Origin of the sequence: Thioalkalivibrio paradoxus ARh 1, assembly GCF_000227685.2 — a bacterium.
GTDB classification, from domain to species: Bacteria; Pseudomonadota; Gammaproteobacteria; order Ectothiorhodospirales; family Ectothiorhodospiraceae; genus Thioalkalivibrio; species Thioalkalivibrio paradoxus.
Genome location: NZ_CP007029.1, coordinates 3645456 through 3660250, shown reverse-complemented (window position 1 = coordinate 3660250; position 14795 = coordinate 3645456). Strand labels below are relative to the sequence as shown.

Annotated in this window: 16 protein-coding genes; all 16 read right to left on the bottom strand. The window is 67.5% G+C overall.

Annotated elements, in window-relative coordinates:
• Window positions 1-48 precede the first annotated feature (48 nt).
• Window positions 49-909, bottom strand: a complete 861-nt coding sequence (locus THITH_RS16550; protein WP_006746683.1) for an HAD-IIB family hydrolase — start codon at window positions 907-909, stop codon at window positions 49-51.
• A complete protein-coding gene (locus tag THITH_RS16545; RefSeq protein WP_006746684.1) occupies window positions 902-2185 on the bottom strand; it encodes an amylo-alpha-1,6-glucosidase in 1284 nt (427 codons plus the stop codon). The genes THITH_RS16550 and THITH_RS16545 overlap by 8 nt, the downstream gene beginning before the upstream one ends.
• Complete coding sequence (locus THITH_RS16540; protein WP_006746685.1) at window positions 2182-3420, bottom strand: S1C family serine protease; 1239 nt, start codon at window positions 3418-3420, stop codon at window positions 2182-2184. Before THITH_RS16540 ends, THITH_RS16545 begins: the two co-directional genes overlap by 4 nt.
• A 101-nt stretch (window positions 3421-3521) precedes the next feature.
• Entirely contained in the window at window positions 3522-4088 is a 567-nt protein-coding gene (locus tag THITH_RS16535) for an endonuclease dU (RefSeq protein ID WP_025367671.1), read from the bottom strand.
• Between the two features lie 28 nt (window positions 4089-4116).
• Complete coding sequence (locus THITH_RS16530) at window positions 4117-4419, bottom strand: DUF3175 domain-containing protein (protein WP_006746687.1); 303 nt, start codon at window positions 4417-4419, stop codon at window positions 4117-4119.
• 19 nt (window positions 4420-4438) lie between these two features.
• Window positions 4439-6286, bottom strand: a complete 1848-nt coding sequence (gene glmS, locus THITH_RS16525; RefSeq protein ID WP_006746688.1) for a glutamine--fructose-6-phosphate transaminase (isomerizing) — start codon at window positions 6284-6286, stop codon at window positions 4439-4441.
• A gap of 10 nt (window positions 6287-6296) precedes the next feature.
• Window positions 6297-7685 (bottom strand): bifunctional UDP-N-acetylglucosamine diphosphorylase/glucosamine-1-phosphate N-acetyltransferase GlmU, encoded by a 1389-nt coding sequence (gene glmU, locus THITH_RS16520; protein WP_006746689.1) that lies wholly within the window; start codon window positions 7683-7685, stop codon window positions 6297-6299.
• A gap of 72 nt (window positions 7686-7757) precedes the next feature.
• Window positions 7758-8180 carry a F0F1 ATP synthase subunit epsilon gene (locus THITH_RS16515; RefSeq protein ID WP_006746690.1) on the bottom strand — a complete coding sequence of 141 codons (423 nt, stop codon included), beginning with the start codon at window positions 8178-8180 and terminating at the stop codon, window positions 7758-7760.
• A gap of 88 nt (window positions 8181-8268) precedes the next feature.
• Window positions 8269-9648 carry a F0F1 ATP synthase subunit beta gene (gene atpD / locus THITH_RS16510; protein WP_006746691.1) on the bottom strand — a complete coding sequence of 460 codons (1380 nt, stop codon included), beginning with the start codon at window positions 9646-9648 and terminating at the stop codon, window positions 8269-8271.
• A gap of 71 nt (window positions 9649-9719) precedes the next feature.
• Complete coding sequence (gene atpG / locus THITH_RS16505) at window positions 9720-10580, bottom strand: F0F1 ATP synthase subunit gamma (protein ID WP_006746692.1); 861 nt, start codon at window positions 10578-10580, stop codon at window positions 9720-9722.
• A 12-nt stretch (window positions 10581-10592) separates the two neighbouring features.
• On the bottom strand, window positions 10593-12134 hold the full coding sequence (gene atpA, locus THITH_RS16500) for a F0F1 ATP synthase subunit alpha (protein WP_006746693.1): 1542 nt from the start codon (window positions 12132-12134) through the stop codon (window positions 10593-10595).
• A 13-nt stretch (window positions 12135-12147) separates the two neighbouring features.
• Entirely contained in the window at window positions 12148-12684 is a 537-nt protein-coding gene (locus tag THITH_RS16495) for a F0F1 ATP synthase subunit delta (RefSeq protein ID WP_006746694.1), read from the bottom strand.
• A gap of 9 nt (window positions 12685-12693) precedes the next feature.
• Window positions 12694-13164, bottom strand: coding sequence for a F0F1 ATP synthase subunit B (locus THITH_RS16490; protein WP_006746695.1), 471 nt, complete (start codon window positions 13162-13164; stop codon window positions 12694-12696).
• Window positions 13165-13215: 51 nt separating this feature from the next.
• Entirely contained in the window at window positions 13216-13455 is a 240-nt protein-coding gene (atpE, locus tag THITH_RS16485; RefSeq protein ID WP_006746696.1) for a F0F1 ATP synthase subunit C, read from the bottom strand.
• A 58-nt stretch (window positions 13456-13513) separates the two neighbouring features.
• Entirely contained in the window at window positions 13514-14356 is an 843-nt protein-coding gene (atpB, locus tag THITH_RS16480) for a F0F1 ATP synthase subunit A (protein ID WP_025367670.1), read from the bottom strand.
• A gap of 31 nt (window positions 14357-14387) precedes the next feature.
• A complete protein-coding gene (locus THITH_RS16475; RefSeq protein WP_025367669.1) occupies window positions 14388-14771 on the bottom strand; it encodes an ATP synthase subunit I in 384 nt (127 codons plus the stop codon).
• Between the last annotated feature and the right edge of the window lie 24 nt (window positions 14772-14795).

The window sequence follows — 14795 nt, the reverse complement described above, 5'->3', positions numbered from 1 at the left end:
GCGACGCATCCCGCGCGGCGAGCGCCTCCGCGATCGAGGGGCTCGGCGTCAGCGGCGCGTTCCCGGCCGCTCGGCCAGCCACGCGACCGTCTGCGGGAGGAAATGGGCGACCCCCTCGAGAACCCCGGCGGCGTAATGGCCGTTCATTCCGAGGAAACCGCCGCGGGCGACGTACAGGCGCTCCGGATGGCCGGCCTCTCCGGCGCGGCGCACCGCCTCTTCGCGCACTTCATCCGGCGCATTGCGCACCAACACCGCCTGCAGCCCGCTGACCAGCACGTCGAGGTCGTTGCCGCTGTCGCCGGCGAATACCGTCGCGCGGTCGGGGAAATCCTGTTCGCGCATCAGGAATTCGATCGCATGGCGCTTGTTCGCGGAGGCGGGCAGGATATCCAGCAACCCGCGGCCCGCTTGTTCGTCGATGCTCCAGATCAGGTTCGCACGCACGCCGCGCGGCTCCAGGCGTTCGCGAACGGCTGCCAGCAGCTGTGCGGGCCGGATATCGCAGGGGGCGTAATAGCTGAGTTTGAAGTCGTTCTGCTTCTCGGGTTCCTGCAACTCCAGCCGGTCGATGCCGCCGAGCCAGCCGGCCAGATCCGGCCCCTCCCAGCCCCGCCAGTCCGGCGCGATTTCGTCCGACCAGGCCTGCCACCGGCTCCAGCGTTCACCCTGGAGCCGGTAGATCGTCGTGCCGACATCGCCGATCGCGAAATCCGGCACCGGCAGCGTGTAGTCGCGGATCGCGCTGCGCAGCAGGCCCTCGTCCCGTCCGCTGACGTAGACCAGCACGGTTTCGGACCGGCCGGCAAAACGGTGCAGCCGGGGGCGGGCCTCGGGCGACTCTGGCTGATCCCCGTTGGGAATCACCGTGCGGTCGAGGTCGGTGCAGAGGATCACGCGATCAGGCATTGCTGGTGACCCGAAACAGCGTCCGGCCGTGCAGGGCGTTTTCCCCGATCACCGCCGCCGCCGCGCTCCAGCCTTGGCGGCGCGTGCCGCCGGGGGTCAGCTCCCGGCCGTGCACGAATTCGGGAAAGCTCCACGGCTCGCCGTCCATGGTCAGCGCGTTGGCACGGTGGATCGCGGCGAGCAGGTCTTGCGCCGGTTGCCTGTGGCCCCGGTGCGCGAGGTCGGCGACATGGAAGCCGGTCAGCATCGGCCAGAGGCCGCCGTTGTGAAACTCGTAGGGCCGGTTCTTGAACGTGTAGGAAAACATCACCTGCAGATCCTCCCAGTCCTCGTCGACCGGCTCGATCACTGGATGGAACGCCGGCAGCAGCGGCAACTCGTCGCTCAGCAGTTGCTCGGCGATGAAGGCATCGACACGTTCGCGCTGGGCAGCGTCCGCCACGCCGAACAGCGACGCGAGCAGGTTAGCGAAGGCGTCGAAGCGGTAGCCGTAGCCGCTGGGCGAAAAATACGGCATCCAATAGCAGTCGGCGCAGTGCGGGGCGGCCTCGAGTCCCTTGCGGTACAGCACTTCGTGGTACACGTCGCCGGGCACCGTGCCGTCTCCGTTGAACCAGTAGTTCCCGCGGATCAGATGGTGGAGACGCCCGATGCGCTCGCCCAGCGCATGGTCGGCGGACCCGTGCATTGCCTCATGCAGCGCAGCGAAGCCGCGCTGGGCCTGCAGATACAGCAACTGGTCGTAGAGCACGTAGCCGCTCTGCAGATACTCGTCGGCCCAGTCCCCGGTCACCGGTACGTACAGCAGCCCGCGGTTGTTGAATTCCCAGGCCCCGAGCAAGAAGCGCACCTTCTCGATTGCGGGCAGCATGCGATCGAGAAAGTCTCCATCGCCGGTCGCGCGCCAGTATTCCGCGCAGGCGATCACGAACCAGAGGTCGGCATCGACGCGCCCGGTGGTCCCGCCATAGCTGACGCGCCCGGTGGCCGGGTCCACGTTGCTCGGGATCTCGCCATGCGGTCCCTGGTGCGTTGCCAGCACCTGCAGCGTGCATCGGGCGGTTGCGATCAGCTCGGCGTCGTCGGTGCCAAGCGCTGCCAGCGCCAGGATCGCGCCATCGCGGGCCCAGATGCGCCGGTAGTTCGAGCGCTGGGTCGGCGTGGCGAGAAAGCCGTCGGGCGTCGCGCAGGCGCGCAGCAGGTCGATCGCGCGTTCGTAGCCTTCGCTGCGCTCCGGTTGCAACGCGCCTTCCCGCGTGTCCGCCGGCGGCCTCATTCGTCCTCCCGCGGGACCACCTCCAGCGCGACCTCGAGATCCATCGCCTCGCCGTCGCGCCAGATCGTTACGGTCACGATGTCTCCGGCGTCGCGCTGGAGCACGACGCGCTGCACGTCGATCGCGCGCGCAACGGGTTCGCCGTCGATCGCGGTGATCACGTCCATGCCGTACGGGAAGGGCTGCCCGTCGACGACCACCACGCCTTCCGGCCCCCGGATCCCGGCGCGGTCGCCCGGTCCGTTTCGGGCGACCCCGGTGACCACGACCCCCTGGGGCGGCAGTTCCAGACGCTCCCGCAGCGCACGCGGGTAGTCTGCGACGCGCAGTGCGATCTGCAGCCCGATGCGGGGGCGGTCCGGAAGCTGTGCGGCCGCGGCCGCAAGGCCGGACAGCCCTCCGGCGAGCAACTCGGCCATCGCCTCGCGCAACAGATTGCTGGGCACGGCCAGGCCGATGCCAGCGAACGCCCCCGCCGGAGCCAGAATGGTATTGTTCACGCCGACGACCTGCGCCGCCGAGTTCAGCAGCGGACCTCCCGAGTTGCCGGGGTTGATCGCGGCATCGGTCTGGATGTACGGGATCTCGATTCCCACCAGCCCGGGCTGGGTGCGCTCGACCGCGGAGACGATGCCGGCGGTCACGCTGGAATGCAGCCCGAAGGGGTTGCCGATCGCGACCGCCTTCTGGCCGACCTGCACCCGGTCGGAATCGGCCAGCGGGATCGGCGGTACGAACGGGGCCCGGTCCGGCTCGATCAGCTCCAGCAACGCCAGGTCGACGTCCGGGTTTGCGCCCAGGATCCGGACCGGATGCTCGGTCTCGGGGCTGCCGAGGTAGGAGACGCTCAGGCGTGCGCCGGGGGCCAGTTCGACCGTGTCGTCCGGCCCTTCGCCGATCGCCATCGCGACCACGTGAAAGTTGGTGATGATGCGTCCCGCGCCGTCCACCACGAAACCGCTGCCGCCGGCGACGCGCTGGCCGTCCGACTCGCCTTCGGCCGGTGTTCCGGGCGCCGATACGCGTACCGACACGACGCTGGGAGCGACGCGTTGCACGATCTCGATGGTGTTCTGTTCGTAGGCGAGCCGCTCGCTCCTGAACTCGGTCCGCGGTGCGCAGCCGAGGTTGCTGCCGATCGCGCCTGCGAGCAGCAGGAGCGCGAGGAGCCACGCCGTTGCGCCTCGCCGCCAACGTTGGCCGCGGGCGATTCGGCCCTGTATCGCGTTCGTCATCTCCGAGTACCTCTTGCCGGGCATGCGTTTGGGCACTGGCCCGCTGCGTTCTTCCGAGAGGATAGGGCCTTCGGGCCTGCACGCCAAACCGCGGCCGCGGGTCACGGACGGTGCCGGCTTTCTCCGGTGGCGATGCCGCCGGCGATCAGGTGGGCGGTGCGCAGGGGTTCCGGCAATTTGCCGTGAATCTGCAATGCCTCCACCAGCATCCGGGCGTCTTCGGGATCCAGCCCCTGACGCTGCACCTGCACGCCCGCGATGGGTTCCATCGGCCCGGCCGCCTCGATCAGCCGCCATTTGCGCAGGCCGCCGGGCACATGTTCGAGCAGTGCGCGGCGGATCGCCGCAAGATCCGGCGGGCGGCGTGCCACGACCAGCACCGGCAGACCGGTTTCGCGGTGCAGCGCCGCGAGGTCGACCACGTTGAAGCCCGCGAACGCGATGCCTTGCAGCAGGATGGCCTGGAGCTGGGGGAAGTGGCGCGAGCCCGTCAGCGACCGGGCCAGGCGCTCGGTGGCGTTGATCCCGTCGCGGCGCACGCGGGTCGAGAGCACGCCCTCGAGCCGACTTCCCGCGAAAACGGTCCCGACCACCAGCACGGGACCCCGGTGGTCGCGCGGGAACGGCGCATCGTCGAAGCCCGCGACATGGGTGATGCGCCGGTTCATGCGCACTGGATTGCCCCGGAGCCGGGTGTCACGCTGGCCGGTCGCGCCGGGGCCTGCCGTAGGCGGCGCGGAGCTCATCCTTGGCCCGTTCCAGGCAGGCCCGCCGCGCGTCGGGGAGATTGCCCCCGGCCCGGTTGATGTAGAAGTTGAGCATCGACATCGCGGACCGGAACGGGTCGGTCTTGCGGCGCGCGCTGCGGTCGGCCGACCGCTTCAGGGACAGCGCGATCTGCCGCGGATCGTCGAGGGTGAAGACCCCGGCCTCGAGGTCGAGCGCATCGCTGTGTTCGGTGACCCTTTGTGACCAGCGGCGTGGCGTTTCCGGGGCCATCGAGGACGTCGCTCCCTGGCTACTCGACGGTGACGGACTTGGCGAGGTTGCGCGGCTGGTCGACATCGGTGCCTTTCAGCACCGCGGTGTGGTAGGCGAGCAGCTGCAGCGGCACGGTGAACAGCACCGGGGCGAGCCAGGGGAACGAATTGCGGCCGGGCAGCCCGATCCAGGTGTCTGCGCTGCCGAGCGCCTGCGAGGTTTCGTCGTCGGCGAACACGATCAGTTCCCCGCCGCGCGCGCGCACCTCCTGCAGGTTGCTCGCCAGTTTCTCGAGCTGCGGGTCGTTCGGGGCCACGGCCACCACCGGCATGTCGGCGTCGACCAATGCCAGCGGCCCGTGCTTCAACTCGCCCGAGGGATAGGCCTCTGCGTGAATGTAGGAGATCTCCTTCAGCTTCAGCGCGCCCTCCAGCGCGATCGGAAAGTGCTGCCCGCGGCCGAGGAACAGCGCATGCTGTCGCTCGACCAGCTGTTCGGCCACCTCCGCCACCGCGGCATCCATCGCGAGCACCTGCCGGATCTGCTCGGGCAGCGCGCGCAGCGCCTGCACCCACTGGGCGCGGGTCGCGACGTCCATGCGGGCGCCGGGCGCGTGTTCGGCCAGCAGCAGGACGAGCAGGGCCAGCGCCACCAGCTGGGTGGTGAAGGCCTTGGTCGATGCCACACCGATCTCCGGTCCGGCGTGGGTCATCAGCACCAGGTCGGCGTTGCGCACCATCGCGCTCTCCGGCACGTTGCAGATCGCCAGCCGGGCACAGAACGCCTCCTGCCGGGACTGCTTCAGCACCGCGAGGGTATCGGCGGTTTCGCCGGACTGGGAGATCACCACCAGCAGCGTCCCCGGTTGCACCACATGCGGCCGGTACCGGAACTCGCTGGCCACTTCGACCTGGCACGGCAGCCCCAGCGCGGCCTCGAGCCAGTAGCGTGCCACCAGGCCGGCATGATAGCTGGTGCCGCAGGCGACGATCTGCACCGCCTGCACCGCCGCGAGCTGGCTTGCGGTGTCCGGTCCGAGCAGGTTCGGCAGCAGCGTCTGCGTGCCGATGCGCCCCTCGAGCGTCGCGGCAACGGCCTCCGGCTGCTCATGGATCTCCTTCAGCATGAAGTGCCGGTAGCCGCCGCGGTCGGCCGCCAGCGCCTCCCGGCTGCTCTCGCGCACCGGTCGGTGGACCGGATGGCCATCCGCATCGACCACGGTGATCGCGATGCGCTCCAGCACCGCGAAATCGCCGTCCTCCAGATCGACGAAGCGCTGCGTGACCGGAAGCAATGCCTGGATGTCGGAGGCGGCGAAGTTTTCCCCGATGCCAAGACCGATCACCAGCGGGCTGCCCTCGCGCGCGAGCACGATGCGCTGGGGAGCGTCCCGGTCGATCGCGGCGATGGCATAGGCCCCGTGGAGCCGGCGGGCCGCCGCGCGCAGCGCCGTGAGCAGGTCGCCGCTGCCGTTGCCGAGTTCCTCGCAAATCAGATGGGCGATCACCTCGGTATCGGTCTCGGAGGTGAAGCGGTGGCCGCGCGCCTCCAGACCGGCGCGCAGCTCGCCGTGGTTCTCGATGATCCCGTTGTGGACCACCGCAATTCGGTCCGCCGACACGTGAGGGTGGGCGTTGCCCGAACTCGGCGCGCCATGCGTGGCCCAGCGGGTATGCGCGATGCCGGCGGTGCCCTTCAGTGCGCTCCGCTCGACCGCGTCCGCAAGCGTTGCGACCTTGCCCAGCGTGCGTTCGCGCAGCAGGTCGCCATCGGCGAGTACCGCGATGCCCGCCGAATCGTAGCCTCGGTACTCGAGGTTGCGCAGACCCTCGATCAGGATCGGGACGATGTTTCGCTCGGCGATGCCGGCAACGATTCCACACATGGCGCGGAGTCTAGTCGTTTTCGGGCGCGCGCGGGCGCTTGACGGGGCGGCGCCAGCCTTCCAGCGTTCGCTGTGGTGCGCGGGCGAGGGTCAATTGTTCGGGCGGGGCGTCCCGGGTCAGCACCGTGCCCGCGCCCACGGTGGCGCCGGCCCCGACGCGAACGGGTGCGACCAGCGCCGAGTTCGAGCCGATGAACGCGTCGGCGCCGATATCGGTTCGGTGTTTGTTCGCACCGTCGTAGTTGCAGGTGATCGTGCCCGCACCGATGTTGGCGCGTGCGCCGACCGACGCGTCTCCGAGATAGCTGAGGTGGTTCGCCTTCGCGCCGGGGCCGAGCAGAGCGTTCTTCATTTCGACGAAATTGCCGACCCGGGCCCCCGCGTCGAGACGGGCGCCGGGGCGCAGGCGCGCGAACGGCCCCACGTGACAGTCCGGACCGACGCTACAGGATTCCAGCAGCGAGTGGGCGTCGATCACCGCGCCGTCGCCGACGGTCACGTTCCGCAGCCGGCAGCCCGGGCCGATGGTCACCGCGTCGCCCAGGCGCACGTCGCCCTCGATGATCACGTTGACGTCGATGAAACAGTCGCTGCCGGATGCCAGCGAGCCGCGCAGGTCGAAACGGGCCGGGTCGCCGAGCCGCAGCCCGTCGCGCATGCAGCGTTCGGCGCGATCCCGTTGCAGCAGCCGTTCCTGGGCCGCGAGCTGTACCCGGTCGTTGATTCCGAGCACCGCCTCGGGCCGGCTGCTCATCAGCAGCGCAACCGGGCAGTCCTCGCCGCGGGCCTCGGCCACGACATCGGTCAGGTACCACTCGCCGCGGCGTTGTTCCGCCGCGGCCTCGCCGGCCGCGAGCCAGCGCAGCAGATCGCGCGCGCCGGCGCAGAGGATCCCGGTATTGATCCGGCTGATCGACCGCGTCGCCGGATCGGCGTCCCGTTCCTCGACGATGCGGTCGAGATGGCCCGGCGGCTGTTCGATCAGCCGGCCGTAGCCGGTGGGGTCGGCGATCTCGGCTCCCAGCACTGCCAGCGGGGCATTGGCGGCCAGGCAGGCGTCGAGATCGGCGCGGGGCGCCAGCGGGACGTCGCCGTAGAGCACCAGCACGCGGGAATCCGGATCCTGGCCGGCGAGCGCGAGATGCACCGCGTGGCCAGTGCCTTTCTGCTCGCGCTGCTCGACGAAGCGGATGTCCTCGGCCCCGGCGGCGTTCCGGACCTGCGCCGCTTCGTGCCCGACCACCACGGTGATCGCGTCCGGGGAAAGCGCGCGTGCGCGCTCGAGGACATGGCGGATCAGCGGCAGGCCGCCGAGCGGCTGCAGCACCTTGGGCCGTCTGGAGCGCATGCGCGTGCCCTTGCCGGCGGCCAGTACCACCACGTGCAGCGGTCGCGTCATGGCGTCATTCAGGCCTTGCCCGGACCGCCCGCGGGCGGAGCCGGGTCCCGTTCCGGAACGGCACGGCCACGATCAGCTGGAACGGCGCAGCTTCTGGATCATTTGCAGGCGTGCCGCCGCCTCGACGAGTTCGGCCTGCGCCTTTGCGTAGTCGAACTCGGCCTTGGAATGCGCCAGCGCGTCCTCGGCCCGGCGCTTGGCCTCCAGCGCTTCGGCCTCGTCGAGATCCTTGGCCCGGATCGCGGTGTCCGCGAGCACGGTGACCACATGCGGTTGCACTTCGATGATCCCGCCGGACACGAACACATGCTGCGGCTCGCCCTGCTCGCTCTCGCGGATGCGCAGTTCCCCGGGTTTCAGCCGGGCGAGCAGCTGCGTGTGGCGGGGATAGACGCCGATCTCGCCGAGTTCGGTGGGGGCCGCGATCATGTAGGCCTCGCCGGAGTAGATCGACTCCTCGGCGCTGACGACGTCGACATGGATGGTCATGGCCATGGGGAACGCTCCTTGACGTGAAGGCCGCGCGCAGCGCATGCCGGCGCGTCATGCTTCGCTGGGGCCGTGGCGCGGTAGGCGAGAGTCCTCACTTGAGTTTCTCGGCCTTCTCGGCGGCTTCCTCGATCGATCCGACCATGTAGAACGCCTGCTCCGGCAGGTGGTCGTATTCGCCGGAGACGATCGCGTTGAAGCCGCGGATCGTGTCCTTCAGCGACACGTACTTGCCCGCGGAACCGGTGAACACCTCGGCGACGAAGAACGGCTGCGACAGGAAGCGCTGGATCTTGCGCGCCCGGGCCACCAGCAGCTTGTCGTCCTCGGACAGTTCGTCCATCCCGAGGATCGCGATGATGTCCTTCAGTTCCTTGTAGCGCTGCAGCGTGTTCTGCACCGCGCGCGCGGTATCGTAGTGCTCGTGCCCGATGATGTTGGGATCGAGCTGGCGGCTGGTCGAGTCGAGCGGGTCCACCGCCGGATAGATCCCGAGCTCGGCGATCTGGCGCGACAGCACGACGGTCGCGTCGAGGTGCGCGAAGGTCGTCGCCGGCGACGGGTCGGTCAAGTCGTCCGCCGGCACGTAGACCGCCTGGATCGACGTGATCGAGCCCTTCTGGGTCGAGGTGATGCGTTCCTGCAGCACACCCATTTCCTCGGCCAGCGTCGGCTGGTAGCCCACCGCCGACGGCATACGTCCGAGCAGCGCCGACACCTCGGTTCCGGCCAGCGTGTAGCGGTAGATGTTGTCGATGAACATCAGCACGTCGCGGCCTTCGTCGCGGAAGAACTCGGCCATCGTCAGGCCGGTGAGCGCGACGCGCAGGCGGTTGCCCGGCGGCTCATTCATCTGGCCGTAGACCAGCGCGACCTTGTCGAGAACGTTCGACTCCTTCATTTCGTGGTAGAAGTCGTTGCCCTCGCGGGTCCGCTCGCCGACGCCCGCGAACACCGAGTAGCCGCTGTGCTCGATCGCGATGTTGCGGATCAGCTCCATCATGTTCACGGTCTTGCCGACCCCGGCGCCGCCGAACAGGCCGACCTTGCCACCTTTCGCGAACGGGCAGAGCAGGTCGATCACCTTGATGCCGGTCTCGAGCAGTTCGGTCGAACCCGCCTGTTCGTCGAAGCTGGGAGCGGCGCGGTGGATCGACCAGTGCTCGGGCGCCTCGACCGGACCGGCGTTGTCGACCGGCCTTCCGAGTACGTCCATCACCCGGCCCAGCGTCGCGGTGCCGACCGGCACCTGGATCGCGTTGCCGGTGGCGACGACCTCGGTCTGGCGCTTCAGTCCGTCGGTGCTGCCCATCGCGATGGTGCGCACGACGCCGTCGCCGAGCTGCTGCTGCACCTCGAGCGTCAGGTCGAGGTCCTTCAGGCGCAAAGCCTCGTAGACCCTCGGAACAGCGTTGCGCGGAAACTCCACGTCGACCACCGCGCCGATGATTTCGACAATCTTTCCAGAACTCATGTGTTCATTCCTCTAAGTCGCAAATTCTTGTCTGGGCGCGAGGCCGACGGACAGCGCGGGAGTGGCGCGTTCTACACGGCAGCGGCGCCGCCGACGATCTCCGAGATCTCCTGCGTGATCGCCGCCTGGCGGGCCTTGTTGTAGATCAGCTGCAGCTCCTTGATCAGCGAGCCGGCATTGTCCGAGGCCGACTTCATCGCCACCATGCGCGCGGCCATCTCGCAGGCCACGTTCTCGACCACTGCCTGGTAAATCATCGACTCGACGTAGCGTTCGAGCAGCGTGTCGAGCACCGGGTGCGTGTCGGGCTCGTAGATGTAGTCCCAATGGTGCTTCAGCTCGCGCTCGTCGCTGGGCGCGGTCGGCAGCATCTGCGACACGACCGGCTTCTGCGTCATCGTGTTCACGAACTTGTTCTCGACCAGCAGCACACGGTCGATCTGGCCCTCGCGGAAACGGTCGAGCACGACCTTGATGCCGCCGATCAGGTCGGTCAGCCGCGGCCGGTCGCCGAGATGGGTGGCCTCGGCGATGATGTTGCCGCCCAGGCGCTTGAAGAAACCGAGCGCCTTGTTGCCGAACAGGCACAGGTCGACCTCGATCCCCTGCTCGCGGTAGTGCCGCATCTCCGTGACGGCTTTCTTGAACAGATTCACGTTCAGGCCGCCGCAGAGCCCGCGGTCGGTCGAGACGATGATCATCGCGACCCGCTTGACCTCGCGTTCCATCATGAACGGATGCCGGTACTCGGCGTTCGCCATCGCGACGTGTCCGATCACGCTGTGGATCTTTCGGGCGTAGGGGCGCGATTCTTCCATCCGCTCCTGGGCCCGCCGCATCTTCGACGCGGCGACCATTTCCATCGCCTTGGTGATCTTCTGAGTACTCTTGATACTCTTGATCTGCGACCGGATTTCCTTTGTGCCCGCCATTGCGTGCCCCCGTTACCAGCTGTGTTTGGCCTTGAACTCTTCCAGGGCCTTGCGCATCCCCGATTCGATCTCCGCGTTGTAATCGCCGGACTCGTTGATCGTGTCCAGCAGCGCTTTCTGCGAGGAGCGGATGTAGTCGAGCAATGCCTTCTCGAAGCGCACGATCTGGTCGGCCTCGACGTCGTCGAGGAAGCCCTCGTTGGCAGCGAACAGCGAGAACGCCATCTCCGCGATCGACAGCGGCGAGAACTGCCCCTGTTTCATCAGTTCGGTCACCCGCTTGCCGCGGTCGAGCTGCTTGCGGGTCAGTTCGTCGAGATCGGACGCGAACTGCGAGAACGCGGCGAGTTCGCGGTACTGCGCCAGCGCCAGGCGCACGCCGCCGCCGAGCTTCTTGATGATCTTGGTCTGGGCGGCACCGCCCACGCGCGATACCGACAGACCGGCGTTGATCGCGGGCCGGATGCCGGCGTTGAACAGGTCGGTTTCCAGGAAGATCTGCCCGTCGGTGATCGAGATCACGTTGGTCGGAACGAACGCCGACACGTCACCGGCCTGGGTCTCGATGATCGGCAGCGCGGTCAGCGAGCCGGTGCGGCCGGTGACTTCGCCGTTGGTGAACTGCTCGACGTATTCGGCATTCACGCGCGATGCGCGCTCCAGCAACCGCGAATGAAGGTAGAACACGTCGCCGGGATACGCCTCGCGGCCGGGCGGGCGGCGCAGCAGCAGCGACACCTGGCGGTAGGCCCAGGCCTGCTTGGTCAGGTCGTCGTAGATGATCAGTGCGTCTTCGCCGCGGTCGCGGAAGTACTCGCCCATCGAACAGCCGGAGTAGGGCGCGATGAACTGCATCGCGGCCGATTCGGAAGCGTTGGCCGCGACGATGATGGTGTGCTCCATCGCCCCCGCGTCCTCGAGCCGGCGCACGACGTTCGCGACCGACGAGGCCTTCTGGCCCACCGCGACGTAAATGCACTTCACGCCCGAGCCGATCTGGTTGATGATCGCGTCCACGGCCACCGCGGTCTTGCCGGTCTGGCGGTCGCCGATGATCAGTTCGCGCTGGCCGCGGCCGATCGGCACCATCGAGTCGATCGCCTTCAGACCGGTCTGCAGCGGCTGCGAAACCGACTGGCGCTCGATTACGCCCGGCGCGATCTTTTCGATCGGCGTGGTCATGTCGGTCGCGACCGGGCCCTTGCCATCGATCGGCCGCCCGAGTGCGTCGACCACGCGGCCGAGCAGGCCGGCGCCGACCGGCACTTCGAGGATGCGCCCGGTGCAGCGCACCGTGTCGCCTTCGCTGATGTTCTTGTAGTCGCCGAGGACCACCGCGCCGACCGAGTCGCGCTCGAGGTTCAGCGCCATGCCGTAGGTGTCGCCGGGGAATTCGATCATTTCCCCCTGCATCACGTCGCTGAGGCCGTGGATGCGGCAGATGCCGTCGGTCAGGCTGACCACGGTCCCCTCGTTCCGGGCCTCTTCGCTGACCTCGAACTTTTCGATGCGCTGTTTGATGAGATCACTGATCTCGGAAGGGTTCAGTTGCATGAATGAAATCCTCTTAGCGACTCAAATGGGCGGCCATGCGGTTCAGCTTGCCCCGCACCGACCCGTCGATGACCAGGTCTCCGGCGCGGATCACGACGCCGCCGAGCAGGGATTCATCGACCGAGCAATCCAGTTCGACCTCGCAGCCCAGACGCTGACGCAGCGCGTCGAGAATCTGTTTTTCCTGGGCCTGGGTCACCTTGCGGTAGGACACGACCTGCGCAACGACCTTCTTTTCGGTTTCCGCCTTCAGCGCAGCGAACTGTGCCTGCACCGACGGCAACGCGGACAGCCGGCCGCGCTCGGCCAGCAGCCGCAGAAAGTTCTGGACCTCGGGGCTGAGCTCCCCTTCCGCGATGTCCAGCATCAGCTTCGCCTTGGCGTTTCGCTCGACCCGCGGGTCGGCAAGCACGGCGCGCACGCGGTCGTCGGTGGCGATCGCCGCGAGCAGCGAGAGTTCGTCGTCCCAGATCTGCAGCGCGTCTTGCGACTGCGCCAGTTCGAAGGCCGCGCGAGCGTAGGGGCGGGCGACCGGAGTCATGTCGGACATGGGGGCTCCTTACAGCCGTGAAGCCAGATCTTTCAGCAGGTTGCCGTGCGCCTTCGCGTCGATCTCCTTGGCCAGGATCTGTTCGGCGCCCTGCACCACCAGCCTGGACAGCTGCTTGCGGAGTTCCTCGCGTGCCCGGTTCAGTTCCTGCTCAATGTCGGCCTGGGCGGCTTCCTTGATGCGCTCGCCTTCCTCGCGGGCCGTGGTCTTGCTTTCTTCGACCACCTCGTTGGCACGCTTCTGTGCGGCGGCGAGGATCTCGTTGGCCTGCTGCTTGGCCTGCTTGATCACGTCCTTCGCCCGTTCCTCGGCGAGACGTTGCTCGTTCTGGCCCCGCTCGGCGGCAGCGAGGCCGTCGGCGATCTTCTTGCGCCGCGTCTCCAGAGCACCGGACAGCGGCGGCCAGACGAAACGCATGGTGAACCATACGAATACGCTGAATGCCAGCAACTGGCCGATGATGGTCAGATTGATGTTCATCCTGGTACCTCGGTTGACGAGTGGTGAGGGGTCCGCGGGACTCGCTCAGCCTCAGCCGCCCAGGGCGAACAGCACGTACAGGCCGATACCGACGCCGATCATCGGGACCGCGTCGGTCAGACCCATCACGATGAAGAACTGGGTGCGCAGCATCGGGATCAGTTCGGGCTGGCGCGCGGCGCCTTCGAGAAAGCGGCCGCCAAGGGTTCCCACGCCGATCGCGGCGCCGACGGCGGCCAGACCCAGAAGCAGGGAGCCAGCCAGGACGATCAGAGCGTTTGCCATTTCCATCGATGTATCTCCAGTCGAGTTTTTGAATCGGTCAGTTGGGTTGAGAAGATAGCGAACCCTAGTGGTCTTCGCTGTACGCCATGTCGATGTAGACGACCGTCAGCACCATGAAGATGAAGGCCTGCAGCGGCACGACGAGAATGTGGAAGATCGCCCAGCCGACGTGCAGCACGCCGCCGACCAGTCCCAGCACGAGGCCGGCGGAATACATCACGCCGATCAGGATGAAGATCATTTCCGCGGCGTAGAGGTTTCCGAAGAGTCGCAGTGCGAGAGAGACCGGCTTCGCGATCAGGTTGATCGTCTCGAGCACGAAGTTGATCACCCAGAAGATCGGCTTGATCACGGTGATCTTGGTCTGAAACGGGATCCCCGTGAGTTCCTTGATGAAGCCGACCGGGCCCTTGATCTTCAGGCTGTAGTACAGGATCAGGATGAACACGCCGAGCGCGAGGCCGACGGTCACGTTCACGTCGGTGGTCGGCACGATCTTCATGTACGGCACGCCGGCCAGGTAGGCGAGGTGCGGGACCAGGTCCACCGGCACCAGGTCCATCAGGTTCAGCAGGAAGACCCAGATGAAGATCGTCAGCGCCAGTGGCGCGACCATGTCGTTCTTGTGCTTGAACGAGCCGCGGACGTTCTCGTCGACGAACTCGACGATCCACTCGACGAAATTCTGCCAGCCGCCGGGCACGCCGGCAGTGGCCCGCTTGGCGGCGGCGCGGAACGCCAGGATGAACAGCAAGCCGAGGCCGATCGACCAGAGCATCGAGTCGACGTGGATGGCCCAGAACCCCATCGCGTCGGCTTCGGCACTGGTCATCGCGAAGCCCAGCCCCGTCTCGGGATGGTAACCGAAGGTGAGATTGGACAGATGGTGAGCGATGTGCTCTTCCATGGTGGGCAGTTCGCTTCCTGAAGCCATGCGGTTATCTCTTCATTGCTTGAGCAGAAACCCGGTGCATCCACCACACCGGCACAAGGTGCACCGCCAGGAAGGTGCCGAACAGCGCGAACACCGCCGGATCCTTCACGTTGGCGAACACGAGGCCGAATCCGGCTGCGACCAGCCCGAGCCGCGCCAGTTCGGCACCCATCATACGGGTTGCCAGGCTTCCTGGCTCTGCCGCCCGATAGCGTCGGAACACCAGCGCGATCACGAGCAGGTTGCCCGCGGCTGCAATGATCCCGCCCAACAGCGCCGCGAAGGCCGGGCCAGTGCCGAGCGGAAGGAGGGCGGCCGAGACGATCAGCGTCAACGCGAGCTGCAATCCGAACGACTGCACTGCGGGCGTGGCGGTCTTTGGCGTCATGTAACGGACGCGGCCAAGGGCGCG

What these genes read in the sequence shown, in the direction of transcription:
- THITH_RS16550 (WP_006746683.1), bottom strand. Translation starts at nt 909, where the DNA reads ATGCCTGATCGCGTGATCCTCTGCACCGACCTCGACCGCACGGTGATT.
- THITH_RS16545 (WP_006746684.1), bottom strand. Translation starts at nt 2,185, where the DNA reads ATGAGGCCGCCGGCGGACACGCGGGAAGGCGCGTTGCAACCGGAGCGC.
- THITH_RS16540 (WP_006746685.1), bottom strand. Translation starts at nt 3,420, where the DNA reads ATGACGAACGCGATACAGGGCCGAATCGCCCGCGGCCAACGTTGGCGG.
- THITH_RS16535 (WP_025367671.1), bottom strand. Translation starts at nt 4,088, where the DNA reads ATGAACCGGCGCATCACCCATGTCGCGGGCTTCGACGATGCGCCGTTC.
- THITH_RS16530 (WP_006746687.1), bottom strand. Translation starts at nt 4,419, where the DNA reads ATGGCCCCGGAAACGCCACGCCGCTGGTCACAAAGGGTCACCGAACAC.
- glmS (WP_006746688.1), bottom strand. Translation starts at nt 6,286, where the DNA reads ATGTGTGGAATCGTTGCCGGCATCGCCGAGCGAAACATCGTCCCGATC.
- glmU (WP_006746689.1), bottom strand. Translation starts at nt 7,685, where the DNA reads ATGACGCGACCGCTGCACGTGGTGGTACTGGCCGCCGGCAAGGGCACG.
- THITH_RS16515 (WP_006746690.1), bottom strand. Translation starts at nt 8,180, where the DNA reads ATGGCCATGACCATCCATGTCGACGTCGTCAGCGCCGAGGAGTCGATC.
- atpD (WP_006746691.1), bottom strand. Translation starts at nt 9,648, where the DNA reads ATGAGTTCTGGAAAGATTGTCGAAATCATCGGCGCGGTGGTCGACGTG.
- atpG (WP_006746692.1), bottom strand. Translation starts at nt 10,580, where the DNA reads ATGGCGGGCACAAAGGAAATCCGGTCGCAGATCAAGAGTATCAAGAGT.
- atpA (WP_006746693.1), bottom strand. Translation starts at nt 12,134, where the DNA reads ATGCAACTGAACCCTTCCGAGATCAGTGATCTCATCAAACAGCGCATC.
- THITH_RS16495 (WP_006746694.1), bottom strand. Translation starts at nt 12,684, where the DNA reads ATGTCCGACATGACTCCGGTCGCCCGCCCCTACGCTCGCGCGGCCTTC.
- THITH_RS16490 (WP_006746695.1), bottom strand. Translation starts at nt 13,164, where the DNA reads ATGAACATCAATCTGACCATCATCGGCCAGTTGCTGGCATTCAGCGTA.
- atpE (WP_006746696.1), bottom strand. Translation starts at nt 13,455, where the DNA reads ATGGAAATGGCAAACGCTCTGATCGTCCTGGCTGGCTCCCTGCTTCTG.
- atpB (WP_025367670.1), bottom strand. Translation starts at nt 14,356, where the DNA reads ATGGAAGAGCACATCGCTCACCATCTGTCCAATCTCACCTTCGGTTAC.
- THITH_RS16475 (WP_025367669.1), bottom strand. Translation starts at nt 14,771, where the DNA reads ATGACGCCAAAGACCGCCACGCCCGCAGTGCAGTCGTTCGGATTGCAG.